Origin of the sequence: Halomonas sp. LBP4 (assembly GCF_003202205.1) — a bacterium.
Lineage (GTDB): Bacteria > Pseudomonadota > Gammaproteobacteria > Pseudomonadales > Halomonadaceae > Halomonas > Halomonas flagellata.
Map to the genome: position 1 here is coordinate 617,028 of NZ_PDOG01000002.1, position 23,538 is coordinate 640,565.

Annotated in this window: 19 protein-coding genes and 1 tRNA gene; 12 read left to right on the plus strand and 8 right to left on the minus strand. The window is 60.0% G+C overall.

All coding sequences use genetic code 11. The features are described from left to right. Nucleotides 1-45: 45 nt before the first annotated feature. The 4 genes from CR157_RS09915 (at nucleotide 46) to CR157_RS09930 (ending at nucleotide 3,338) form a co-directional block, all read left to right on the plus strand. On the plus strand, nucleotides 46-1,299 hold the full coding sequence (locus CR157_RS09915; RefSeq protein WP_110283356.1) for an ABC transporter permease: 1,254 nt from the start codon (nucleotides 46-48) through the stop codon (nucleotides 1,297-1,299). Nucleotides 1,300-1,303: 4 nt separating this feature from the next. Beyond that, nucleotides 1,304-2,155, plus strand: a complete 852-nt coding sequence (locus tag CR157_RS09920) for an ABC transporter permease (protein WP_110283357.1) — start codon at nucleotides 1,304-1,306, stop codon at nucleotides 2,153-2,155. Nucleotides 2,156-2,435: 280 nt separating this feature from the next. Next, nucleotides 2,436-2,828, plus strand: a complete 393-nt coding sequence (locus CR157_RS09925) for a hypothetical protein (protein WP_110283358.1) — start codon at nucleotides 2,436-2,438, stop codon at nucleotides 2,826-2,828. Nucleotides 2,829-2,921: 93 nt separating this feature from the next. Continuing rightward, the gene (locus tag CR157_RS09930) at nucleotides 2,922-3,338 is read left to right on the plus strand and encodes a hypothetical protein (protein WP_110283359.1); all 417 of its coding nucleotides are present in this window, start codon (nucleotides 2,922-2,924) and stop codon (nucleotides 3,336-3,338) included. A gap of 278 nt (nucleotides 3,339-3,616) precedes the next feature. On the opposite strand, the gene CR157_RS09935 is transcribed toward CR157_RS09930, so the two are convergent. From CR157_RS09935 to CR157_RS09950, 4 genes are all read right to left on the minus strand, one after another. Next, the gene (locus CR157_RS09935) at nucleotides 3,617-5,014 is read right to left on the minus strand and encodes a sigma-54-dependent transcriptional regulator (RefSeq protein ID WP_110283360.1); all 1,398 of its coding nucleotides are present in this window, start codon (nucleotides 5,012-5,014) and stop codon (nucleotides 3,617-3,619) included. Continuing rightward, nucleotides 5,011-6,483, minus strand: a complete 1,473-nt coding sequence (locus CR157_RS09940; RefSeq protein WP_110283361.1) for a sensor histidine kinase — start codon at nucleotides 6,481-6,483, stop codon at nucleotides 5,011-5,013. The genes CR157_RS09935 and CR157_RS09940 overlap by 4 nt, the downstream gene beginning before the upstream one ends. Nucleotides 6,484-6,510: 27 nt before the next feature. Further along, on the minus strand, nucleotides 6,511-7,653 hold the full coding sequence (locus CR157_RS09945) for a PQQ-dependent sugar dehydrogenase (protein WP_110283362.1): 1,143 nt from the start codon (nucleotides 7,651-7,653) through the stop codon (nucleotides 6,511-6,513). A gap of 117 nt (nucleotides 7,654-7,770) precedes the next feature. Then, nucleotides 7,771-8,646 carry an AEC family transporter gene (locus CR157_RS09950; RefSeq protein WP_110283363.1) on the minus strand — a complete coding sequence of 292 codons (876 nt, stop codon included), beginning with the start codon at nucleotides 8,644-8,646 and terminating at the stop codon, nucleotides 7,771-7,773. A gap of 157 nt (nucleotides 8,647-8,803) precedes the next feature. Here CR157_RS09950 and CR157_RS09955 point away from each other — a divergent pair, with 157 nt between their 5' ends. Beyond that, nucleotides 8,804-10,609, plus strand: coding sequence for an ABC transporter ATP-binding protein (locus CR157_RS09955; RefSeq protein ID WP_110283364.1), 1,806 nt, complete (start codon nucleotides 8,804-8,806; stop codon nucleotides 10,607-10,609). 265 nt (nucleotides 10,610-10,874) lie between these two features. Here the strand turns inward: CR157_RS09955 and CR157_RS09960 are convergent, their stop codons facing one another. Beyond that, entirely contained in the window at nucleotides 10,875-11,468 is a 594-nt protein-coding gene (locus tag CR157_RS09960) for a hypothetical protein (protein WP_258364126.1), read from the minus strand. A 157-nt stretch (nucleotides 11,469-11,625) separates the two neighbouring features. Between CR157_RS09960 and CR157_RS09965 the strand changes: the two genes are divergently transcribed. The 4 genes from CR157_RS09965 (at nucleotide 11,626) to CR157_RS09980 (ending at nucleotide 16,312) form a co-directional block, all read left to right on the plus strand. Beyond that, a tRNA-Ile gene (locus CR157_RS09965) sits at nucleotides 11,626-11,702 on the plus strand. A gap of 206 nt (nucleotides 11,703-11,908) precedes the next feature. Next, nucleotides 11,909-13,372, plus strand: a complete 1,464-nt coding sequence (locus tag CR157_RS09970) for an RNA-binding domain-containing protein (RefSeq protein ID WP_258364127.1) — start codon at nucleotides 11,909-11,911, stop codon at nucleotides 13,370-13,372. A gap of 72 nt (nucleotides 13,373-13,444) precedes the next feature. Next, nucleotides 13,445-15,835, plus strand: coding sequence for a DNA/RNA helicase domain-containing protein (locus tag CR157_RS09975; protein ID WP_110283366.1), 2,391 nt, complete (start codon nucleotides 13,445-13,447; stop codon nucleotides 15,833-15,835). A gap of 111 nt (nucleotides 15,836-15,946) precedes the next feature. After that, the gene (locus CR157_RS09980; RefSeq protein WP_110283367.1) at nucleotides 15,947-16,312 is read left to right on the plus strand and encodes a nucleotide pyrophosphohydrolase; all 366 of its coding nucleotides are present in this window, start codon (nucleotides 15,947-15,949) and stop codon (nucleotides 16,310-16,312) included. 141 nt (nucleotides 16,313-16,453) lie between these two features. On the opposite strand, the gene CR157_RS09985 is transcribed toward CR157_RS09980, so the two are convergent. Beyond that, entirely contained in the window at nucleotides 16,454-16,660 is a 207-nt protein-coding gene (locus CR157_RS09985; protein ID WP_258364128.1) for a DNA-binding protein, read from the minus strand. Nucleotides 16,661-16,773: 113 nt separating this feature from the next. On the opposite strand from CR157_RS09985, the gene CR157_RS09990 reads away from it, so the two are divergent. The 3 genes from CR157_RS09990 (at nucleotide 16,774) to CR157_RS10000 (ending at nucleotide 19,491) form a co-directional block, all read left to right on the plus strand. Next, nucleotides 16,774-17,058 (plus strand): transcriptional regulator, encoded by a 285-nt coding sequence (locus tag CR157_RS09990; RefSeq protein WP_110283368.1) that lies wholly within the window; start codon nucleotides 16,774-16,776, stop codon nucleotides 17,056-17,058. Between the two features lie 176 nt (nucleotides 17,059-17,234). Then, entirely contained in the window at nucleotides 17,235-18,590 is a 1,356-nt protein-coding gene (locus tag CR157_RS09995; protein WP_110283369.1) for an AAA family ATPase, read from the plus strand. Beyond that, nucleotides 18,583-19,491, plus strand: a complete 909-nt coding sequence (locus CR157_RS10000) for a DUF4435 domain-containing protein (protein WP_110283370.1) — start codon at nucleotides 18,583-18,585, stop codon at nucleotides 19,489-19,491. Before CR157_RS09995 ends, CR157_RS10000 begins: the two co-directional genes overlap by 8 nt. Nucleotides 19,492-19,546: 55 nt before the next feature. On the opposite strand, the gene CR157_RS22220 is transcribed toward CR157_RS10000, so the two are convergent. After that, nucleotides 19,547-20,674: a hypothetical protein gene (locus CR157_RS22220; RefSeq protein ID WP_146218665.1), complete on the minus strand. Its 1,128-nt coding sequence runs from the start codon at nucleotides 20,672-20,674 to the stop codon at nucleotides 19,547-19,549. Nucleotides 20,675-21,542: 868 nt separating this feature from the next. Further along, nucleotides 21,543-23,429 carry a methyl-accepting chemotaxis protein gene (locus tag CR157_RS10005; protein ID WP_146218666.1) on the minus strand — a complete coding sequence of 629 codons (1,887 nt, stop codon included), beginning with the start codon at nucleotides 23,427-23,429 and terminating at the stop codon, nucleotides 21,543-21,545. Between the last annotated feature and the right edge of the window lie 109 nt (nucleotides 23,430-23,538).

The window sequence follows — 23,538 nt, forward strand, 5'->3', positions numbered from 1 at the left end:
ACCGATGCATCCCGATCGCTTTCTACGCTCGATGGAGAGGCCTGCGTGTCCGAATCACCCTCTGCTTTACTGACCACCGCCGATGGCGTGCCGCTCAAGGTCAGCCTGCGCCGCGCCGTGCGCCGCTCGAAGGTCAAGGCCTTCCTGCTGGTGTCGCCGTTGCTGCTGTTCCTGGTGGTCGCCTTCGTCATGCCGATCTTCGACATGCTGTGGCGCAGCGTCGACAACCCCGAGGTGTCCACCCACCTGCCGCGTACCGTCGCGGCCCTGGAGAGGTGGGACGGCGAGTCGCTGCCCGATGAGCCGGTCTTCGCCGCCCTGGTGGAGGACTTGCGCGAAGGCCAGGCGGCGCGCAACCTCGGGCTGCTGTCGAGCCGCTTGAACTACGAGAAGTCTGGCATGCGCTCGACGATCAGCCGCACGGCCCGCCGCATGGGCAGCGTCGAGCCGCCCTATCGCGAGTCGCTGATCGCGATCAATGACACCTGGGGGGAGCTCGACACCTGGAAGCTGATCCGGCGCGAAGCCTCGCCCTATACGCCCTCCTACTACCTGGCGGCGGTGGACCGTCAGCTGACGCCGGACGGCGAGATCGCCAAGGTGCCGGACCACCTCGAGATCCATGTGTCCCTGTTCTGGCGCACTTTCTGGATGAGTGCCGTGATCACCGGCCTGACCCTGCTGCTCGGCTACCCGGTGGCCTTCCTGCTCGCCACCCTGCCGCTGCGCCACTCCAACCTGCTGATGATCCTGGTGCTGCTGCCGTTCTGGACCTCGCTGCTGGTGCGCACCACCACCTGGATCGCCATCCTGCAGTCCCAGGGGGTGCTCAACGACATGATGGTGGCCATCGGGGTGATCGCCGACGAGGCGCGCTGGCAGATGATCCACAACAAGACCGGCACCATCATCGCCATGACGCATATCCTGCTGCCGTTCATGATCCTGCCGCTCTACTCGGTGATGAAGACCATCCCGCCGAGCTATATGCGCGCGGCCCGCTCGCTGGGTGGCAAGCCCTTCCTCAGCTTTCGTCGGGTCTACTTTCCGCTGACCATCCCGGGCATCGCCGCCGGCGGCATCCTGGTATTCATCCTGTCGATCGGCTACTACATCACCCCGGCGCTGGTGGGCGGTCAGTCAGGACGCTTCATCACCAACTACATCGCCTACCACATGCAGACCTCGCTGAACTGGGGGCTTGCCGCAGCGATCGCCTCGATCCTGCTGTTCGTGGTGGTTGTCTTCTATCTGGTCTTCAATCGCCTGATCGGCGTCGACAAGGTCAAGCTGGGGTAATCCGATGGCCATTCCTTCCTATGCCACCCGTGGCGAACGCCTCTGGCACTACGCCTTCCTGGGCCTCTGCGCACTGATCTTCCTGTTCCTGATCGGTCCGCTGCTGGTGATCATTCCGCTGTCGTTCAACGCCGAGCCCTACTTCACCTTCTCGGAGGCGATGCTGCGGTTCGATCCAGCCGGCTACTCGCTGCGCTGGTACCAGGACTTCTTCACCTCCAGCGCCTGGCTCGGTGCCATCAAGAACAGCTTCATCATCGGCATCGCCTCGACGATACTGGCGACGGTGCTCGGGACCATTGCGGCGCTGGGGCTCTCCAGCCGTCACATGCCGGCCCGGGGGGCCATCATGGCGCTGCTGATCTCGCCGATGATCGTGCCACTGATCATCTCCGCCGCGGCGATGTTCTTCTTCTTCTCCAAGATCAACCTGGCCCAGACCTACCCGGGGGTGATACTGGCCCATACCGCCCTGGGCATTCCCTTCGTGGTGATCACGGTCACGGCGACCCTGTCGAGCTTCGATACCACCCTGATCCGCGCCGCCCACAGCCTGGGTGCCAACCCCACGCGGACCTTCTTCAAGGTGGTGCTGCCGTTGGTGACGCCGGGGGTGGTGTCGGGGGCGCTGTTCGCCTTCATCACGTCCTTCGACGAGGTGGTGGTGGTGCTGTTCATCGCCGGTCCCGAGCAGCGCACCATGCCGATCCAGATGTGGTCGGGCATCCGCGAGCAGATCAGCCCGACGATTCTGGCCGTGGCCACCCTGCTAGTGGTCCTCTCCATGCTGCTGCTCACCACCCTCGAGTTGCTGCGTCGCCGCGGCGAACGGCTGCGGGGACTCTCGCCCGGCTGATCTCGGGGCCAGCACTCGATGACGACGGGGAGGCATCCATTGGATGCCTCCCCGTCGCTTTTTGACGTTTGCTCCGGTGCCGCGAGCCGGTCGCGATGAGGCAGTCCTGACCCATGTGTCAGTTTGCACCAGCGTGACGGCCCCCTCGCAGCCACCGGGCGGATTGCTGTGTCGCTTTCAAACAATTGATAATTGGTGATTTTCGTTGGATTCGGTGTGGCTGGCATGCCCTGTGCTTTCTTCAGGGTGAACATGGAACGACAAAGGGGGGACCTTCCACATGACGCACGACAAGCAGACTCGCATCCCCGGCACCGGACACCGCCTGGCAGCGGCCGCCGCCATCGTGGCGCTGTCGCTGGGCACCCTGGCCCTGGCGGGTTGTGACAACGGCGACGAGATGCCGCCGATGGAACAGGACGCCCCCATGGAGGAGCCGGCTCAGGATCCCGGCATGCAGGAGGGTTCCGGAGCGAATGAGGAGCCCCTGGGTAGCAACGACGATGCCATGAGCGGCAATGAGGATGTCATGGGGAGCCAGGACCAGGAGCCAGTTCAGGAACCGGTCGAGGAGGACCCCATGAGTAGCGAGGAAACGGGTAGCGAGGAAGAAACCGGTAGTGAGGAAACGATGGCGGGTGATGACCAGGAGGAGGAGGAAGAAGACTCCTGATGGTGCTCGCCCCACCAGGCACACGCCGGCCGTCGAGGCGGCCGGCGACTCAAGCCCTTAACTCCAGCGAATGGAAGTGAATGGAGGTGCAGTATGATGTCTAAGGACTTTCTCAAGAAGCTCGGTATTCTCGGCGTATCGTTCGGCCTGATGGCCAGCCCGCTGGCCTTCGCCGATTTTCACGATGAGCCCCCGGCCGATCCGGCCACCCCAGCGGATCCGGCCACCCCGGCGGATCCGGCAGCACCGGCCGATCCGGCAGCACCGGCCGATCCCACCATGGATCCGACCACCCCGGCCGACCCTGCTGTCCCGGCTGACCCGGCCGCGCCGGCCGATCCTGGTGCACCGGCAGACGACCCCGGCTTCGGCGATGGTGGTGAGCCCATGCCAAGTCCCAGCGGCGGCGAGCAGGGCGATCCGGCTAACGATCCCATGATCGAGGAAGAAAGCGGGGAAGAAGAGGAGTGGGATAATCCCGCGGATGACGACGGGGGCAGCGGCTGGTAACGGCCCCGCGTCGAGCAGCGAACGATGACCGCGGAGGCTACCAGGAACAGGAGGCGTCATCGTCTCCTCCCCGGTGCCTGGCACCGGGGCACTCCAGGGATGGAGTCTTCAGGAACTAGAGTCTTTCTTGACGAACTTCTTGGCGTCGCATGGGGCGGTCGGCGGTCCCGCCGCACTCCCCCTCAGCCAGCCGCTGACCGCAATGACGCCCTTGTCGGCCCTTGCTCCCCGCAAGGGCCTTTTTTCGAGCCGGGACCCGCTTTCGCGGACTCGCTCTGCTACTCCTCCTCTTCCAGGCGGCGATAGAGGGTGCGCCTGGCGATGCCGAGGATATCGGCGGTGCGGCGCTTGTTGCCGCCGGTGGCCTCGAGCACCTTGCGGATATAGCGCTTCTCGACGTCCTCCAGGCTCGGCCAGCCCTGCTGCGGGGTGGTCGGTTCCAGGGCGCGGCCGGCCTGGGCCTCGCTGGTGTTGCGGCGTTGCTCCTCGCCATGGTCGCGGATGCGTTCGGGCAGGTCGGCGTGGCTGAGCTGGCCACCCTCGGCCAGGGTCACGGCGCGCATGATGGCATTCTCCAGCTCGCGCACGTTGCCCGGGTAGGGGTAGCAGAGCAGCGCCTGCAGGGTGGCGGGTTCGACCTTGTCGATGGCCTTGCCCTGGGCTTCGGCATGCTTGTCGATCAGTGACGCGACCAGTCGCTCGACGTCGCCATTCCGCTCGCGCAGCGGGGGGATACGCAACGAGAAGGTCTCCAGGCGGTAGAAGAGGTCGCTACGGAAGTTGCCGTCGGTGATCTCCTGCTCGAGGTCGCGGTGGGTGGCGGCAATGATGCGCACGTCCACCGGCTCCTCTCGCTCGGCGCCCACCGGGCGCACCGTCTTCTCCTGCAGGGCGCGCAGCAGCTTGGCCTGCAGGCCGGGCGACATCTCGCCGATCTCGTCGAGGAACAGGCTGCCGCCATGGGCGGCCTGGAACAGCCCCTGGCGGGAATCGCCGGCGCCGGTGAAGGCGCCCTTCACATGGCCGAAGAACTCGCTCTCCATCAGTTCCGAGGGGATGCTGGCACAGTTCACCCCGATGAAGGGACCCTCGGCGCGGGGGCTCTCGGCATGGATGGCTCGGGCCAGCAGCTCCTTGCCGGTGCCGCTCTCGCCCAGCACCAGGATGGGGGCATCGCTTCTGGCCAGGCGAGCGGCGTCGTGGAACAGCGTCTGCATCGCCTCGCTCTCGCCGACGATGCCGTGGAAGTGGCCGGGCGGGGCGTCCCGGCGGAAGCGAGCGGCCAGCCGACGATGCTCGAGTACCCGGTAGACCGCCTCGCGGACCCCCTCCAGGTCGAGCGGCTTGGTCAGGAAATCGTCGGCGCCGATCTTCAGTGCCTCCACCGCCTGGTCGATGGTGCCGAAGGCGGTGATCACGATGAAGCCCAGGGAGTTGCCCTCGCCGCGCAACTGCTCCAGCAACTGCATGCCGCTCATGCCGGGCAGGCGCACGTCGCTGATCACCAGCGCCACCTCGCTGTGGCTGAGGGTGGCGATGGCCTCTTCGGCGCTGCCCGCGCCGAGGGTCGGGTAGCCGGCATCCTGCAGCTCCTCCTCGAGCAGCTCGAGGATTGCCGGGTCGTCTTCGACGATCAGGATGGGAGCCGGGGTGGGGGAAGAATCCTTCCGCGTCACGTCGCGTTTCCTCGTTGGCAGGTGTCGCCAGGCATGGTGTCGTCCAGCGGCAGGCCGATCTCGAAACCGGCGCCGCCCAGTTCGCTGTCGAAGACGCCGATGGTACCGCCATGATCGTTGATGATGCGATGGACCATGGAGAGGCCGAGTCCGCTGCCCTGGCCTACCGGCTTGGTGGTGAAGAAGGGATCGAACACCTTCGGCTTGTCGGCATCGAGGATGCCGAGGCCGTCATCCTCCAGCCACAGGCGCAGCTCGTCGCCCTCCACCCGGGCGCGCAGCCGCACCCGATGGACCTCGCCGGCCTGGGCGGCGTTGCGCAGCAGGTTGGTCAGCACCTGGATCAACTGCTGACCGTTGGCCGGCAATTGCGGCGGCGGCTCGGGCAGGTCCAGCTCCAGGCGGATGGCTTGGCGTTCCAGCTCCTCCTCGACCAGTTCCCGAGCCGACCCGACGAGGGCATCCAGCGGCAGGCTCTCCTTCTCGACGTTGTGGCGACGCCCGAGTTCCATCAGCTGACGCACGATCTCGACGATGCGGTCCACTTCGCCGCGGATGCGTGAGAGGCGCGCCCGCTCGTCGCCGCCGATTGCCTCGTGCCGGGCCAGGCGCTGGGCCTGGCCTTTGATCACGGTGAGCGGGGCGCCGATCTCGTGGGCCACGCCGGCGGCCAACACCCCCAGCTCGGCGAGCTTGCGGGACTTGCGCAGCCGCTTCTCCAGCTCGATCTCCTTGAGTCGACGCGCCTCGATGTCGGCGTCCTTCTCGGCCATGGCATCGAGCATGCCGTTGAGGGCGCCGGCCAGGCGGCGGTACTCCTGGGGGCCGCCGATCACCGCGCGCTGGCGACGGTCGCCTTCCTCGACCCGGGCCATCACCGCCAGCAGGCGGTTGAGCGGCTGTTCGATATGGCGACGGAAGCCCCACCAGATGCTGAACACGATGCCGGCGGCGCCGATGACGAAGACCAGCACCGCCAGCAGGCTGATGAAGCCGGTGTAGTTCTCGATGCCGGTATTGAGCCGGTTGACCTGCAGCACGCCGCGGGTCTCGCCGTCGGGCGTGGTCAACGGCAGCAGGGCCGAGTAGTAGGTCCAGCCATCGTGCTGGCGATAATGGCCGGAGAGCTCGCCGGAGTCGACCACGGCGCGGATGTCATCGGCGTCGAACAGGGCCCTGCCGAGGCCCAGGCCGTAGATCTCCTCGCCTTCGGTGTCGAAGACGTAGGCGCCGTAGATGCGGTGGAAGGAGAAGGCGGAGTGCAACGACTCCTGTAGCGACTCCGGGGTGTCGCGTTCCAGGGCATAGCCCAGCGAGGTGCCGATGGCATGGGTGATGATCTGGACCTCGGTCTGCAGCTTGGAGCGCACGTTGTCTTCCAGCGACTTGATCGCGACCAGGCTGAAGACCACCAGGATGAAGAACATCGGCACGATGACCGTGAGAATGATGATGTTGCGCAGGCGCATGGCGTATCCGGTCGGGTGGGCGGAGGATCAGTCGGCCGGCACCAGCCGGTAGAGACCGCCGCGCGCATCGTCCTCGAGCAGGTAGAGGTAGCCGTCATGCCCCTGGCGCACGTCGCGGATGCGGCCGATCTGGCCGTCGAGGATCACCTCGCTGCTGACCGAGCCGTCTTCCGCCAGGCGCAGGCGCTCGAGCCGTTCGCTGAGCAGGCCACCGGCCAGCAGGTCGCCCTGCCACGCCGGAAAGGCGTCGCTGGTCACCTCGGCCAGCCCGGAAGGGGCGAAACGCCCGTCGAAGACGTGCACCGGGTCGCGCATCCCGGGGGCGCTGTCACGACCGATGCGCTTGTCGCTCGTGTAGGCGAAGCCCAGGGAGACCTCGGGCCAGCCGTAGTTCTCGCCGGGTTCGAGGCGGTTGAGCTCGTCGCCGGTGCGTGGCCCGTGCTCCGTCGACCAGATGGTGCCGTCCGTGGCGACCGTCAGCCCCTGGGGGTTGCGGTTGCCGAGGGTGTAGAGCGCGTCGAGGGTCGCCTCATCGTCGACGAAGGGGTTGTCCTCGGGCACGCCACCGGTCTCGGTCAGGCGCAGGATGCTGCCGGCATGGTCGCCACCGTCCTGGGCCCGTTCGGGGCTGCCGCGCTCGCCGATGCTCATCAACAGGCTGCCGTCGGGTAGCCAGGCGAGTCGCGAGCCGTAGTGCCGGCCGGGGTCGGAATAGCGGTCCTGGACGAACACTTCCTCGACCTCGACCAGCGCCTCGCCGTCGAGCCTGGCGCGGCTCAGGGTGGTGGCGGTGCCGCCGCGGCCGGCCTGGCTCCAGGTGAAGTAGACCCAGTCGTGGTCGCCATCCCCGTATTGCGGGTGCAGCACCACATCGAGCAGGCCGCCCTGACCCCGGGCATTGACCTCGGGCACGCCGTCGAGGCGGGTGATCTCGCCGGTCTCGTCGACCAGTGCCAGCCCGCCGGGACGCTCGCTGACCAGGTAGCGGCCATCGGGCAGCAGGGCCATGGCCCAGGGGTGCTCGAGGCCGGAAGCGATGCGCTCCAGACGCAGCTCATGGTGTTCGGTGGCGATGCGTTCCTCGATCACCTCGACCGCCTGAACCTGGGTGGCAGTCACGGCACCGACCAGCAGCAGGGTGGTGGGCAACAGCTTGAATGACGGGTGCATTCCGTTCTCCCCTCGGTGGTTGTCCATTACGGCTCGGCTTCCCTGTACCAGCATAGCGACTCTGATACGGACTCCCGGGTGAGCGTGGTGTTCCCCCGGTGGGCAGAATGGCGGCGGTTACATCAGGATCGCCAGCAGGACCGGCAGGTAGAACAGCGACAGCAGGGTCGAGCAGAACACCAGGCTGGCCACATACGCCGGTTCGCGCCCGGCACGCTGGGCGAAGAGGTAGTTGAACACCGCCACCGGCATGCTCATCTGCAGCACCAGGATGCCCAGGGCCAGGGGCGGCAGGCCGAGCAGCCGGCCGATGCCCCAGGCCACCAGGGCCGCCGCGGGGATGCGCAGCAGGCTGAAGCCGATGCCCGACTTGAGGTTCCTGACCTGGATGCTGGCCAGCGACACGCCGAGGGTGATCAGCATCAAGGGCACGGTGAAGCCGGAGATCAGGTCGACGCTGTTGTGCAGCCACAGCGGCAGCCGGGTATCGGTGAGCAACAGGGCCAGCGAGATCAGGATGGCGTAGACGGTGGGGGTCTTCACCAGGGTCCTCAGCGGATTGCCGCGGCTGGCGAGCACGCTGCCCACGGTGAACTGGAACAGCGAGACGGTCACCATCACGGTGATGCCGAAGGCGAAGCCCGCGCTGCCGAAGGCGTAGAGCACCACCGGCAGCCCCATGTTGCCGGTGTTCGGGTACATGGTGGGGGCCAGCAGCACCCGCCAGTCGCGTTTCAGCAGCCAGGCGAGCAAGAAGGCCAGGCCCGCCATGGCGATGATGACCAGGGCGGTGGCCAGCATGGTACGCCCGAAGCTGCCGGCATCGATCTCGGCGTCGGCGAGCGAGGCCAGGACCAGCGCCGGCGTGCCGATGTTGAAGACCAGCCGGGTGACGAACTCCACCGGATAGGGGTGGCCGAGGCGGATCCAGGTGAAGCCCAGCCCGGCGCCGGCCAGCACCGGGGCCATGACGGCAAAGAGTTCGGCGAACATCGAGTGTCCTTGCGAGAGGGGAAGCCCACCATTGTCGTGAATCGGCGAGTGGCGATGCAAGCGCCGGGCCGCGCCCGGAAGCCGAAGCGGCGCGCGACATTGGTGGAGGCGGGCGACTCTCCGTTAAGCTGGTCTCCTTGTCGACAAGGAAACACCCATGTCCTCCACCGCTTCCGCCAACAGCTTCCAGGCGCTGGTGCGCCTGCTGCGCTATGCCCGGGGGTACCGCCGCCGCATCGTCGCGGCGACGACCTGTTCGATCATCAACAAGCTCTTCGACATCGCCCCGGAGATCCTCATCGGGGTGGCCATCGACGTGGTGGTCAACCAGGAAGAGAGCTTCGTCGCCCGGCTCGGCTTCGAGTCTGCGCAAGAGCAGATCCTCATTCTGGCCGTGCTCACCTTCTTTATCTGGGCCGGCGAGTCGATCTTCGAATACCTCTACAAGATCCTGTGGCGCAACCTGGCCCAGCGCCTGCAGGCCGACATGCGCCTGGACACCTACGAGCACGCCCAGCGCCTCGACATGGCCTTCTTCGAGTCGAAGAGCTCCGGCCAGCTCGTCGCCACCATGAACGACGACGTCAACCAGCTCGAGCGCTTCCTCGACGGCGGGGCCAACTCGCTGATCCAGGTGGGCGTCACCGTGGTGGCGGTGGGGGCGGTGTTCTTCGTCATCTCGCCGCTGATCGCGCTGCTCGCCTTCACGCCGATCCCGCTGATCATCTGGGGCGCCTTCTTCTTCCAGCGCAAGGCCGGCCCGCTCTACGCCGACGTGCGCGAGAAGGTCGGCGACCTCGCCAGCCGGCTCTCCAACAACCTCGCCGGCATCGCCACCATCAAGAGCTTCACCAGCGAAGCCCGCGAGGCCGAGCGGCTGCGCGCCACCAGCGAGGCCTACGTGGAGGCCAACCGCCGGGCGATCCGCGTCAGCTCGGCCTTTATCCCGGTGATCCGCATGGCGATCCTGGCCGGCTTCCTGGCCACCTTCACCGTGGGCGGCATGCTGGCGCTGCGCGGCGACCTGAACGTGGGTGCCTATGGCGTGCTGGTGTTCCTCACCCAGCGGCTGCTCTGGCCGCTGACCGGGCTCGCCGAGGTGATCGACCTCTTCGAGCGCGCCATGGCCAGTACCCGGCGCATCCTCGACCTGCTGGCGGTGCCGATCACCGTGCGCGACAACCACGGTCGGCCGCTGGCCGGACCGGTGCGCGGCGAGGTGAGCTTCGAGGGGGTGCGCTTCCACTACGCCGCCAGTGGGGTGGGGGTCGAGGACGTCAGCCTGCGGGTGCCCGCGGGCCATACCCTGGCGCTGGTGGGCGCCACCGGCTCCGGCAAGTCGACGCTGATCAAGCTGTTGCTGCGCTTCTACGACCCGAGCGCGGGGCAGATCTACATCGACGGCCAGCCGATCGACGGGGTGAGCCTGGTCTCGCTACGCCAGGCGATCGGCCTGGTCAGCCAGGACGTCTACCTGTTCGAGGGCTCGATTCGCGACAATATCGCCTATGGCAAGCCGGATGCATCGGAGGCGGAAGTGATCGAGGCCGCCAGAACCGCCGAGGCGTGGGAATTCATCGTGGCGTTGCCCCAGGGGCTCGACACCCCGGTGGGCGAGCGTGGCGTGCGTCTCTCCGGCGGCCAGCGCCAGCGGTTGTCGTTGGCCCGGGCGCTGCTCAAGGACCCGCCGATCCTGGTGCTGGATGAAGCGACCAGCGCCGTGGACAACGAGACCGAGGCGGCGATCCAGCGCTCGCTGCGCAAGATCGGCCACGGCCGCACGGTGATCATGATCGCCCACCGGCTCTCGACCATCGTCCACGCCGACGAGATCGTGGTGATCGACGCCGGCCGGGTGGTGGAGAAGGGCACCCACGCCGAACTGCTTGCACGGGATGGCCGCTACGCCGCCCAGTGGCGGGTGCAGACCGGGGCGCTGGAGGTGGGGGAGGCGGCCCTTTGAGGCCCTGTGGGGTCAGACCCTGAGGCCTCCCCAGAAATATTTCAGCATTATCAATGCATTGGGCATGGGTGGGAGGGAGGCTGCCAGCGCTGCCGGTCCCTATGGGGTCAGACCCCGGCGGCGTCGAATCCGCTCGCCCCGTGCCTATGACAGGCCCGACAACTCGGCCGGAGTCTGACCCCATAGGGCCGGGCCTCGGCGTCATTTTCTGCGAAGGTGCCGCCATCATCGAGATATTCGTGGGGAGGCCGCAGGCTCCGGGAGGCTACTGCCGAACCAGCATGGCATCGAGACTGACCGGCACCTCGTCGCCGATCCGCTCGTAGCCGAGTAGCAGCAGGATCGAGCGCAGGGTGGGGTCGGCCATCAGCTCCTGGCCGTCCAGCGCCACCCGCTCGGCGTTGGTCACCCGGATCCGGTCGGCGGATTCCCGGGTGAAGCGCACCGCCAGCGGCTCCGTGCGCGTGGCATGGCCCGACTGCACCGAGAGCTCGAGCACCTCCACCAGCGAGTCGCCGACGGCCAGTTGCTCGAGTTGCTCAGGCGGGAAGCGGGTAGTCAGGGTGGCCAGGGGGCGTTCGGTGAGGCCCGAGAGCCAGGGCGGCAGCGGTCCCAGCTTCTCGATCACGTCGCTCTGGTTCAGCCGCAGCGGCAGCTCCAGAGCGCCGCTGGCATCGGCGCTGCCGGCCAGCCGGCGCACCTCGTGATGGCGGGGGACCGGCCCGTCGGGGCCGATCTGCACCACCGTCGCCGCCACCCGCGACTGCGCCGGGTCCAGCTCCCACGCCGCCACGGCCGGCAGCGCCAGCAGCAATACCGCACCAAGCCCCATGCCGAGGCCAAGAAGTCGTTTCGTCACCAGGAAATCTCCAGAGGGTGCCATGTCTGGCATGAAGACACGCGAACGGGCAGGAAGTGCCCAACGGGGTGGAAGACGAGCGCCACGCGCCTTGGGTCTGGCCTCGCTCCGTGGCATTCGCTATCATACGGCAGCGCTGTTCGGCGCTTTCCGGAAAGGGCCTATAGCTCAGTTGGTTAGAGCAGAGGACTCATAATCCTTTGGTCGCTGGTTCGAGTCCAGCTGGGCCCACCATCTCGCGGTATCGTTTCCCGCTTGCTGCCATAGCGACTCACTCGCCTCGAAGCGTCCGTGGGCTGCGGTAGGGCGACCATGCCGTGTATGATTCCCTCGACTACTCATAATTAGCGTTCGATACGTGGGGGAAGCATCGTGGACACTGGACGTCGTGCGCAGCGGGCGGCCGTAGTGGGCTTTCAAGCTGTCAGTGAGAGCAAGTGATGATGGACGAAAGCGCTCTGCAAGCCGTTCTGGAGCGTGGTGAGGACAGTCGCCATCAGTTCAAGGCAGACTTTACCAACGTCAACGCTCTGGCGTCGGAGCTGGCTTCGCTGGCCAATGGCGCCGGTGGCCGGCTCTTTATCGGCGTCACCGATGATGGCCACATTGCCGGCTTGAGCCGGCAAGATGTCGGCCGACTCAATCAGCTGATCTCCAACGCGGCCAGCCAGCATGTGCGTCCGCCGCTCAACCCCACCAGCCACAACGTCCAGACCGAGGCAGGGTTGGTCATCGTGGTGGAGGTGCCCGAGGGCATCAACAAGCCCTACGTGGACTTGCAGGGCCGAATCTGGGTCAAGAACGGCGCCGACAAGCGCCATGTGACCGCACGCGAGGAAATGCAGCGCCTGTTTCAGCAATCCGGACTGCTCCAGGCCGATCAGGTGCCGGTGCGTGACGCCAGTACCGACGACATCGACGAGCGTGCCTTTGCCCGTTATTTCGAGCGTCGCTACGGCCAGAGCATCGAGCAGGCGGGCCTGCCGCCCATGCAACTGCTGGAAAACATCGACCTGGCCCGCGACGGCGTCCCCAACCTGGCCGGCATGTTGCTGTTCGGCAAGCAGCCACAGCGCCGCCTGCAGGTGTGCGAAATCACCGCCGTGGCCTTCCCAGGCACCGTGTTGTACGACAAGCAGTACCTGGATAGCGAGAACATCGATGGCCCGCTGGAGGAGCAGTACCGGCGTGCCATGGCGTTCATCAAGCGCAACCTGCACCACGTGCAGGGCGACCGGGGGTTCAACACCCTGGGACAACTGGAGATCCCCGAAGACGCCTTCGAGGAGCTGCTGGTCAATGCCCTGATACACCGCGACTTCCTGGTCAGTGCCACCATTCGCCTGTTCGTCTTCGCCGACCGGGTGGAAATCATCAGCCCCGGTCATCTGCCGGATGCTCTGACTCCGGAACAGATCCGCGCTGGGCGCTCCAATCGTCGCAACAAGGTGCTGGCTGGCCATGCTGCCCATATCCTCCCTTACCGGGGCATGGGGACCGGCATTCCTCGTGCCCTGCATGCCTGGCCGAAGATCGACTTGATCGATGAGCGGGACAGCAACCAGTTCCGGGCGGTGGTATGGCGGTCGCAAGCAGTACAGAAGCCCGAAGACACGACAGATCCAGCGATGGGACAAGTACCGGGCAAGTACCGGACAAGTACCGGACAAGTCACCGAGCAAGAGGCGGTGGTGCTTCAGGCGGCCATAAGTCCGGTATCGCGCGCTGTCCTACAGGAGGCAGCGGGGCTCAGCCACCGCGAGCACTTCGCCAATACGATTCTCAAGCCATTGCTGGTGCGTGGCCTGCTGGAGATGACCATTCCCGACAAGCCTCGCAGTAGCAAGCAGCGCTACCGGCTCACAGATAAGGGACGGCAGGTGTTGGCTACCAAGCGAAAATGAGCTTAATGAAAGGTGATATGGCAATGAAAGCAGAATTAATTAGAAAAAATTTATAAATGGAGTTTCAGACCTATGCTGGTCTATAATGCCACCAAGCAGCAGTTTATCGACGATGTGCGTGCGAACGTGATCGGAGAAGCCATCGAGAACGAGGTGGCTCGCAAGCTGAATCGCAACTCGCCCCGCAACGAGGTGACGTCTTGGGAGAACTCTCTTCGATTCATGATGAATGTGCTGCTTGATGAAGGTATTCCAGCGTCGGCTGGGGTGGCAATCGAGTACAATATTCCGCTGACCAATCGCCGTGTGGACTTCATCCTTACCGGCAAGAATCACCAGCGGGATGATGCTGCCATCATCGTGGAGCTAAAGCAGTGGCAGGCGGTCGAGGTTACCCCGAAAGATGCCATTGTGCGTACTCAACTGGGCTCCGGTATCCGGGAAACTAACCATCCTTCGTACCAAGCGTGGTCCTATGCAGCCTTGATCGAGGACTACAACGAAACCGTGCGCTCAGAGTCGATCAGCTTGGTGCCCTGTACCTACCTTCATAACATGAAGCAGGGCAATGCGATCAATGACCCCTTCTATGAGAACCACACCAGGCGTGCGCCGGTCTTTATCTCGCGCGATGCCATGCGGTTGTCCGAGTTTCTAAAGCAGCACATCAAATACGGCGATAGTAACGACATCATGTATCGTATCGAGCATGGTGTGATCAAGCCCAGCAAGAACCTGGCGGATGCGCTGGCGTCGATGATGCAAGGCAACGCCGAGTTTCTGATGATTGACGATCAGAAGCTGGTCTATGAAACCGCGATCGACCTTGCGCATCGCGCGGCCACCGGAAACAAGCAGTGCCTTATCGTAAAGGGCGGGCCTGGCACCGGAAAGTCCGTGGTGGCCATCAACCTGCTGGTGGAGCTGACCAACCGCGAGATGATGACGCAGTACGTGTCACGCAATTCGGCCCCGCGTGAGGTCTTCAAGAAGAAGCTGACGGGCACCCGCAAGAAGACTCATATCGACAACCTGTTCAAGGGCTCGGGAAGCTATGTGAATGCGGAGCCTGGTACCTTCCATGCTCTTATCGTGGATGAGGCCCACCGCCTGAATGAAAAGTCAGGTATGTATCAGAATATGGGAGAGAGCCAGATCAAGGAAGTGATCACGGCTTCCCGGCTATCGGTATTCTTCATTGATGAAGCGCAGCGAGTAACGCTGAAGGATGTGGGTACGGTAGAAGAGATCAAGCGTCGATCCGAGGAGTGTGGGGCTGACGTGCAGGAGCTTGAGCTGGCGTCCCAGTTTCGCTGCAACGGCTCCGATGGCTATCTGGCATGGCTTGATCACGCACTCCAGGTTCGCACCACGGCCAACACCAACCTTGATGACATCGACTACGACTTCCAGGTGTTCGATGACCCCAGCGCGCTGCGTCGAGCCATTCTTGAAAAGAATCGCAAGGCCAATAAAGCACGTATGGCGGCAGGTTACTGCTGGCCTTGGGCGAGCAAGAAGGACAAGCAGGCCATGGACATTGTCTTTCCCGAGTATGGCTTTGCCGCTCAGTGGAATCTCGATGACGACGGCATGCTCTGGGCCATCGCCGATGAGTCAGTCGAGCAGATAGGATGCATCCACACCTGTCAGGGTTTGGAGTTCGACTACGTCGGCGTCATCATCGGGGACGACTTCGTGATTCGTGACGGCCGCGTAGTGACAGATGCGGGTGAGCGGGCAGGGCAGGATCGTTCCGTGCATGGCTACAAGAGATTGCTCAAGGAGCAGCCCGAGCATGCCCGTGCCCTGGCAGACCAGATCATCAAGAATACCTACCGCACGCTGATGACGCGGGGGCAGAAGGGCTGTTATGTCTATGCAACCGACCCCGAGACCCGTGAGTACTTTGCGGCTTTCGTCCGCTCCCGATCACTGGCGGAGCATCCAGACGCGGCTGAGAACGTTGAGATTTTGGATGGCTTACACCTTCCAATCGTGTCACGAGAGCAGGCAGAGCCGTTCGAGCGCCATGTGCCCGTGTACGACCTGAGCATTGCCGCCGGCGAGTTCAGCGAGATGCAGATCGCTGAAGCTGAGCACTGGGTCGAGCTGCCGGGCTTCATGCGGGCGAGCCCCGACCTGTTCGTCAGCCGGGTGGTCGGTGAGTCGATGAACCGGCGTATTCCCAACGGTGCCTGGTGTCTATTCCGTGCGAACCCAGGCGGCACACGGCAAGGAAAAGTCGTTGTGGTGCAGCATCGAGCCATTGAGGACCCGGACCATGGGGGCAGCTTCACGGTAAAGCTGTACCAGAGCGAGAAGGTCGAGGAATACGGCGAGTTTGTGAACCAGCGTATCGTGCTGAAGCCACAGTCCAACGCCTTTGGCTACAAGGACATCGTGCTCGAAGATGAACTTGAGCACCTGAAAGTCATCGGCGAGTTTCTATCCGTGTTGTGAGGCCCGCTGGGCCTCCCCACTGCGTGATCCATTTGGATTCAGGCTGGATACCGGTCAGCAGAGCAGGCATGCTCACAGCAATCCAAGACAGCAGAACTAGGTGAATCCCTCATGTCCGACCCGTTCAAGCAGCTACACGACACCATGGACCAGTTCGCCAGCGAGCGAGACTGGGACCAGTTCCATTCGCCCAAGAATCTGGCCATGGCGTTGACAGTGGAGGCGGCAGAGCTGCAAGAGTGCTTTCAGTGGCTCACCGAGGCGCAGTCGAAGGAACTGGACGAGAAGCAATTAGCCGCCGTGCGCGACGAGATTGCTGACGTTCAGCTCTACCTGATCCGCCTGGCAGGCAAGCTGAACGTTGACATCGAAGCTGCGTGCTGGGCGAAGATGGAGGAGAATGCGGAGAAATACCCCGCAGAGCGGGTAAAGGGCAGTGCGAGAAAGTACACGCACTATGAAAACGGTGATGTGTGAGGTAATCGTTGCCGCTGCAGGTCATGCTGTAGGTCTTGCCGTGCAGGGTGACGGGCTCGACGTAGCTGGGGGCGTCGAAGTGGAAGTCGACGAAGGTGCAGCCGTCGAGAGTGCGATCATGGTCGAAGCGGAGGTCGAAGCTCATGCCCAGTCCTCCGCGTTCATGCACTCAGCGGTCAGCATGGCGACGTTAACGAGGCGACGACGCCCGACCTTGATCAGGGGAAGGTTGCCCTGCTGGAGCTGCCCACGGACGGTGTCGGGGGGCAGGCCGGTCAGCTCGGCGAACCGCTCGATGGTCATGACTGGCACGGAGGCCGGGACCTGGGGCGCGTTGCTCGTTTCCATTTCACACCTGCTCGCTGTGGCTGGTTGTGTTACTTTTCAGGAAATTAAATAGTTGCGTGGTATCCCGACATTTCGGGTATCACCTAAAGTCAGGATTACCGAGAAGTCGGGATATGTCAAGCAGGCTGACCGAGAAAATCCGTCAGATCCGTGAAGTGGAAACGAGCGGCCGAGGCGAGTTCTCGCAACTTATTGGAATACCGAAGAAAACACTCGAAAACATCGAGCTTACAGGCCGTGCGCCTAAGGGCGAGCTGTTGGAAGCCGTATGTCGGCAGTGGCCGAAATACACCATGTGGCTCATGACCGACCAGGTGAACGAGGAAGCCGGGCAGATCAGCCCGGAGATCGAGAAGGCGCGGAAGACGCTCAAGCAGACAGGGACGGATACCGACTAGCCAGGAAGGCAGCGGCAAGGTGGTACCAGGGCGGCAGGCTCCAAGGATAGGAGGTCGGCCTTGAGCTTAGAAAATAATAAAGACAAGTTGTTCCAACGTTTTTAATAGCACTGAGTTCAAAGTGGAAAGAAGAGTCAAGCAGGGTTTTATTAAATTAAAAGGGAGCTGAGGTTTATATGGGTTTCGCACAAAATTCTTTGAAGAGGTTCTCGATAAAAGGGCTTCATGGCGATAAAGATATAAGCTTTAGCTTTGATGGTCCATATAAGATAATTGTCTCAGAAAACGGCACGGGAAAAACTACTGCTCTGAATTCTCTCTTTTTTGCTCTTTCAGGTCAGTTTAACAAGCTTTCTCAAGTTGATTTCATAGAGCTTGAGTTAGTGACTGAATCTGATAGTGTTAAGATTAAACGTGAAGAGCTTAGCTTTTATATTCCTGAAAGCTTGTCTGAAATGCCAGCTATTTCGCGGTTGACAAAATATCTAGGCGAAGAGCTGGTTGGAAAGCTTGTCGAGAAAGTCGCTAACGGATTGCCTGTAAGAGAATTAAGAACTACTAAAGAGTTCAGGGTGGCCATGTCAAGGTATCCTGGTCCATCTTCTGATATCATGAGGTCACTCTCCAAGGCAAACTATTTTATATCTAAGGGGGATCTGTTTACGGGAAAATTGGCTGAGAAGAAAGAGAAGATAAAGTCGATGATACCTTTAGAGGTTTTTTATCTTCCAACCTATCGGCGCGTAGAAGAAGACCTACAAAGTTTAGGGTATGACGGAGACTTTGAAAGCAATCAAGAGCAGCTGATCCAGTTTGGAATGAGAGATGTCTCCCGTAGATTGAAAAATATTACAGCTGAAATCAAGGAGTCAGCCGTAACTTGGTATTCAAAGATGAGCGGCAGGATGCTGGATGAATTGATGACGGGCGTGAATATTGATCGAGAGAAGATCGATAAAATCAAAAACCCTGATGCATTAGAGATTGTACTTGATAGACTTGGAAAGAATATTTCAAAAGATAGAAAGGCTGATATAATTGAGCTTGTCCAGTCGGAGAAAATATATAGTGAAAGATATAACTCACTTGCATATTTTCTCTCAAATTTGGTGGAGGTTTATGACCAGCAAAGAGAGAAAGATAACAAAATACAAGCATTCGTGGATGTTGCTAATAAGTATTTGGTGGGGAAAGAGATACAGTATGATGAAAGCAATGTGACGATCGATGTAGTTAACATAAGAACAGGAAAAGATGTTCTTCTTGAGAAGCTTTCCTCAGGCGAAAAGCAGTTAATTTCGATTTTTTCTAAGCTTTACTTGGAGTCAAGCGCTCAGAACTTCATTATTTTTGATGAGCCCGAGCTATCTTTGTCAATTGAATGGCAAAAAACTCTTCTTCCAGATATCATAGCCTCAGGTCAGTGTGGGTTTCTTATTGCAGCCACACACTCGCCATTCATTTTTGAAAATGAGTTAGATCAATATGCTGAGGCTCTTCCTGTAGAGTACAGGGAGGTGGAGAGTGAGTAACCTGATCGGAGTCTTAAGAGATAGCAGGGATGCATACTCTGAAAAGTTAAGGCAGTTATTGATAAAGCATAGAAACAATCCCGAGGCACTTTTTTGCATCTATGAGGGAGAGGATGCAAAGTATTATGGGGTGAGGATAGATGTTTACTGCCGTTTTGAAAAGCGCATTCAGGTTCCATGCAAAGGCAAAGATGATGTTCTGCGGCTTTTTGAAAGAGTGGCCAAAGATGAGACATTAAACAAAGCATATACTGCGTTTTTTGTGGATCATGACTATGATGGTGTTTCTGAAAGACATAAAAATGAAAATTTGTATGTAACGCCCTGTTACTCTATAGAGAATTTTTATGTTACTGAAGAGGCCTTCAGAAACATCATCGTGGATGAGTTTGGTGTTTCTGAGTTCCAGGAAGATCAAGAAGCAGATATTTTGGTTGACAACTATTCGCGGTGTGTTCGAGAGCTGGTCAGTGAAGTGAAGCAGTTAAACGCTTGGCTGGCTTTACAAGTAGAGAGAGGGAGTAAGCTAAATGTCAATAATGTCAAGCTAACAGAGTTTGTTGATGTTGGTTTGCATGGTGTGGAAAGAAAGTATAGTTTAGAATCTTTGCTTGTTACCTTTCCAGAAGCCAAAGAAGTTTCTCTGGAAGAAGTTAAGGAAAAAGAAAGGGAGTTGGAGAGGTTTGGTTTGATGAACTCGTCAAGAGGGAAGTTCCTTTTAGAGTTCTTGCGATTGTATATGATGGAGATGAAGTCTGACCTTGTAAGGAAAGAGCCACAGTTTTTTCCAAGGACAAGGAAGATAAAATTTAATCTTACAAGATACAATGTTCTTTCAGAGTTGTCTCAATATGCTGTAACACCAAATTGTTTGAAAGAGTTTTTAGGCAAGATTGCATAATTTTTATGTATTGGGGGAGGCAGCTCGCATGCTGCCTCATTATTTATGCTTTACTTCATTGTTTGAGGTCTCTTAGCTTTTTCTCTATCGAGTCTTTTATTCTAATTGATGATGAAATCTCCCTGTAGGCTTGAGAATATGTAGTAGCTTCTTCAGTACAAAAAGCCAAAGAGATGTTCTCTAGTATTATCTCCTCTTCTTTTTTTTCTCTACACTCAGGTGGTGTGTCTCTAGTCGCAGCAGGTGGTACTAAAGTGATGCTAAATAAACGCTCGAGGATGATTGATAGTTGATATAGGTAGGACGAATATTCCACAAGAATTGAGGAATAAGTCTCGTCTAGGTGCGGTAGGAAATTAGCTGACTGTGCTATCAATTTGCTTTGCATTTTGAGAAGGTTGGCCAGCATGGAGCACACCTCCGACAATATGGTCTCCGATTCATTGATATAATATTTTATTTTTCCGTCGCCATAAAAGAAGCCTGTATTGCCAAGTTGAACGCCCATATGGTTAGAGTTGATCGTTCTGTCGAGAATTAAATTCGATACAAATTGTTCAATTTCTAGCTTTATCTCTTCGGGAGGTTTTTTTGAGGTGTTAATGGCATCCCAGAGTTTTGAGTGTTGCATGACGAGTGTTTCAATTTCGTCAGCTATCTGTGTATTTCTAAAAACTCCTTCAAAAGCTCCCGAAAATACATGGCTATGGAGCTTCCTAGAGTCTATTTCAAGAGTGTTCTCGTCATGAAAAGGGTCTTTGATAGTGTCCGGAATGCTTTCACAAAACTCTTTCCTATGACTAAATGCGTTTGAGTATCTCGTGGTTTGAAGAGACATTAAAATTCTTTCTGCGTTTTGTTTGCTGGTGTGAAATCTAGCGATCACTATACCAAGTAACAAGGATAGAGACGCAAATCCCAGACCTCCCTTGACGTTTTCTTCAAGCATAAAGTTAAAAAGAGAGTATGCGGAGTTTATTTGTTCGCCTGTGAGTTTAATATGTTGCCTTGCGTACCATATCCCCACAATAAGAGGGAGAGTGGAAAAGAAAACAAACCAAAAGTTTTGGTAAAATGGTTTGTCAGGATTAAGCTTAAAGTTAGGTATTGTTTTTCTAATGGATGTCAGGTGGATTATCAAAGAAATTGGTATTGCGCAAATTGAGTAAAAAAGAAAATCCATTATGCAAGTCCTGAGGTGTTGTATAAACGACTATCTGACAATCTTCCCGTTGCAGATGTTGGCTCTATAGAAGCTCTTGTCTACAAAGGGTGGATTATACCATGTGAGCCTTTCACATCGCTCTCCATTTGAATTGATGTAATTACTCTTGGAGTTAGGTTCCCTTAGCATCGCATAGACTTGGCCCTTGGTCATTCCTACTGCAAGTTCACCTCTTGCTTGAGCTTGCACTGGCTCATTTCGTTCATTGAGTCTTGAGAGGTAAGAGTCCGTGCTTCCTGGGCGACGACGGATATTGTGAGATTCAGGGCGGCGCACAGATGGAAAATATCTGAGATCCGGTGACTGATAGGTAGTGATCGCACCACGGGTAATGGGGGCTCGCGTACCAGGGCAGGGATAGTCTTGATACTGAATCTGGCCACCGACCTCGCATTTGTAGACCTGGCCAAGGGCGATGGAGGGTAGGAGGGCCAACGTCACAAGCAGAATGCGCTTGATCATCCTTGATCACCATAAAATTACATTAGGTAACTAAAATTAGCACAACCTCATCACCTCGATGCCGAAACATCCTTAGCAATTGGTAGGGAGGTAGGTCTACATCCTGACTACAGGGGCATGCTATAACGAGTCATGATGACTGCCGAGGCCTCACTAAGGCCCTGATTTCTTGGGTTTCTAGCTGTGTTGGGTCTGCTGGGTTGAATCTCATAATCCCTTGGTCGCTGGTTCGAGTCCAGCTGGGCCCACCAGAACTCACTTACCTGTCGCTGCGGCATGCTGCCTACCGGACTGCTCCGGATGGGATGATAGGGCGAGCGACCTCCATGTCGGTCGCCCACGATCTTTCGTCCGGTTCGCGGATCTACGTCAATGCCAGGTATCGCTGGCTTTCCTGCTCCGTACCGTTGAGCTTGAAGCTGCCGACCAGTTCCGCGAGGCGGTCGGCTTGTTCGCGCAGTTGTTCGGCGGCGGAGGTGGATTCCTCCGCCAGCGAGGCGTTCTGCTGAGTCATGCGGTCGAGTTCGGCCACGGCGATGTTGACCTGGCCGATGCCATCACTCTGTTCGGTGGTGGCGTGGCTGATCTCTCCCAGCATGCCCGCCATGCGGTTCACCACCTCGACGAGTTCGTGCATGGCACTGCCGGCGTCGCGCACCAGCCGTGTGCCGTCCTGTACTTTCTCGCCGGAGGCCTCGATCAGGCCGCGGATATCCCGTGAGGCCTGGGCACTGCGCGTGGCCAGTTGACGAACCTCGCCCGCCACCACGGCGAAACCTTTGCCACTCTCGCCGGCGCGGGCTGCTTCCACCGAGGCGTTGAGCGCCAGCAGGTTGGTCTGGAAGGCGATGTCATCCATGACCTTGATGATGCCGCCGATACGCTCGGAGGCGTGCTGGATATCGCCCATCGTGGTTACCACGTGCGATACCGTGTCGCCGGTGCCCTGGGCGAGCTGGGCAGCGGATTGCGAGAGGTGGCTCGCTTCGCGTGAGGAGGCTGAGGTGTTTTCCACCGTGCCGGTGATCTGCTCCATCGAGGTCGAGGTCTGCTGCAGGCTGGACGCCGCCTGGTCGGTGCGTCGCGACATGTCCTGCCCGCCGCTGGCGATCTCTTGGGCGGCATGCCGAACGGCGTCACTACTGCTCCTGACCTGGGCGAGCACGTCATGCATCTTGTCGGCGAAGGCGTTGAACTGTATGGCGAGTTCGCTCGCTTCATCCTTGCCCTGCATGGGCAGTCGCAGGGTCAGGTCGCCATCCCCCTCGGCGATCTCGCGCATGGCTTCCGCGGTGCGCCGAATGGGGTGGAACAGGGCGCGCAGCAGCAGCGCGAAGACCACCAGGCTCGCCAGCACGATCACCGCCACTATCAGGATGACCAGCAGCACCGCGCGATTGAGGTCGGCGAACAGTTCGCTGCGGAGTATCCGGGCGAAGGCGATCCAGTTGGTGCCGGGCACCTCGATCGCCGCGACCAGTTGTTCGGCGCCGTGTTCGTCGGTGATCGTGGCGTAGCGATAGCCGTCCCCGGACAGCAGCTCGTCGGCCTGGGTCTCCCACCCGGGCAGGTTCGCTACCGGCTGGCCGGCCATGGAGGCCCCCTCAGGGTGAACGCTGATGATGCCGTCCTGGCTTGCCAGGAATACCGATCCCGTCTCGCCGAGCTGGTAGTTGCTGATCGTCTCGGCCATGGCGTCGAGGGTATAGCCGACCCCGGCGACCCCCACGCGTTCGCCGTCCAGCTCGACCACGTGGTTGATGAAGACCTTCAGTTCGCCCTCGTCGGAATCGACATCCAGCGTGTAGTCGGGGCTGCCGGCATCGTCGACCAGGTGGTAGAACCATGGGTCTCGTTCCCGGTTCAGCGTGCGTTCGATCCCATCCGCCGTGTAGTAGTTGCCGCTGAGCGCCGACACGTAGAAGACGGTGTTGGCCCCGGTGCGTTGCTGCAGACGTTCGAAGTGGTTCACGGCGCGCTCGCCATCCGCCCGCGACTCACCCTCTGCCAGCCACTCGTGCAGATAGCCGTTATTCGCTAGGCTCTGGGCCGTGGTGATCGGCCCGGTCAATGTGGCTTCGATGTCATTGCGAATGCTTTCGAGGGTCGCCGGCAACTCGGCGCGGGTGACCCGGTCGGTGATCAGGTCGCTGAACAGGCGATACTGAATGGCCGTCGCACCGCCGACGATCAAGATCATGCACATGCTGATACCGATCATCAGCTTTTGGGCAATGGTTAGATGCTTCACTGTTTCCCCCCAGGCTCGCGCATCGACAGGGCGGATGCGCTCTTGTTGACCATTTGGTCAATGCGGTATCGGCGGGGTGGGGGGAAACTGTAGCGATGAGCTGCCTGGT